The following is a 1535-nucleotide window of genomic DNA, read 5'->3' as shown; positions in this document are numbered from 1 at the left end:
TTAAATATATTTTTATATGTTATATTTAAAGCAAAAAGGAGCTTCTTCTGATGGTAAAAAAACATGAGAGAATTATGTTAGTCTTTAAAGAAATACAAACAGAGGAAACTAAAAAAATTGGCCAATTAAAAAAGCAAGCATTTACAAGAAATAGAAAACTAAACTTTGAGGATTTAATGAAGTATATCATATGTAGGAAAGGACTAACTACAGCTATGGAAATTGATAATTATTATAAAAATATAGGTAAAAAAGAAGATGCTGTTACAAAGCAGGCATTCTGCAAACAAAGATTAAACTTAAATCCAGAAGTATTTGTTCATTTAAATAAGCGTCATGTTAAGCGTGTATATGACGATCCTAATTACAAATTGTATAAAGGTTATATAATAACTGCTATTGATGGTACTGTACTAGAAATACCGAACACAGAAGAACTGAGGCAAACCTATGGATATTTAAACCCAAATAAAGATGATGTAAGAAAAATGGCTCGTGCTAGAGCATCTGGTATTTATGACATTGAAAATAATATAATGATTGATGCAATTATTGAGAAATACAGAACCTCTGAAAGAGTTTTAGCAGGATCTAATATTTATAATGCATTAGAAACATTGGGAGACGATAGAAAAATTATTACTATTTTTGATAGAGGATATTTTTCTACAGAGATGTTAATGTTTTTATTAGAGTGTCCTATTAAATTTCTATTTAGGCTTCAAGGAAATACCTTTAATAAAGAAAAAAATTCAATGCAAAGTGATGATGAAATTGTTGGATTCAAAACAAACGGTAATAGGCTAGCATATATATCAGATAAATATCTTAAGCAAAAGGCTTCTATGCTTAAAGAGGTTCCATTAAGAATGGTTAAAATTAAGCTAAATACAGGTGAATACGAATATTTGGTTACAAATATTCTAAAAGAGGAATTTAATACTGAAGAAATAGGTGTTTTGTATTCAAAACGTTGGGGTATTGAAACAGCTTATGACTTAATTAAAAATAAACTTCATATTGAAAATATTTCAGGCAAAAAACCAATAATAGTTGAACAGGATTTTTATGCTCAAATATTGTTATTTAACTTGATTCAGGATTTAAAAAATGATGCTAACTATATTGTAGATGAGAATAAAAATAAACAAGGGAAATTAAAATATTGCTATAAGGTCAATATGAATATATTGGTCGGCAAATTTAGAGAATATATAATTAAAATGGTTATAGAAGAGGACGCGGCAAAACAAGAAGCTCTGCAGATGGATATGATGAATGAGATTACAAAAAATTTAGTTCCAATTAGACCTGGAAGAAGTAATCCACATATAAAATATAAAGGTAGAAATAGGTATATGCAAAACAACAAACCTAATAGCTAAAAAAGTAAGAAAACTAGTGTGTAAAAATAATCCATTTAGTCCAAATAACTAAATGGATTATTTGTGCTGAGATTTTTTAGCAAAGTAATTTTTAAATCAAATTTTATATCACTTCAATTTATTGTAAGGTTTCTTAAGTTGATGACATTG

Annotated in this window: 1 protein-coding gene; it reads left to right on the top strand. The window is 27.2% G+C overall.

Annotated elements, in window-relative coordinates:
* Window positions 1-50: 50 nt before the first annotated feature.
* Window positions 51-1385, top strand: a complete 1335-nt coding sequence (locus ACJDT4_RS23250) for an IS4 family transposase (RefSeq protein WP_406790010.1) — start codon at window positions 51-53, stop codon at window positions 1383-1385.
* The last annotated feature ends 150 nt before the right edge of the window (window positions 1386-1535 follow it).

The organism is Clostridium neuense (assembly GCF_045310695.1).
GTDB classification, from domain to species: Bacteria; Bacillota; Clostridia; order Clostridiales; family Clostridiaceae; genus Clostridium_S; species Clostridium_S neuense.
This window is presented reverse-complemented; position numbering and strand designations above follow the sequence as displayed.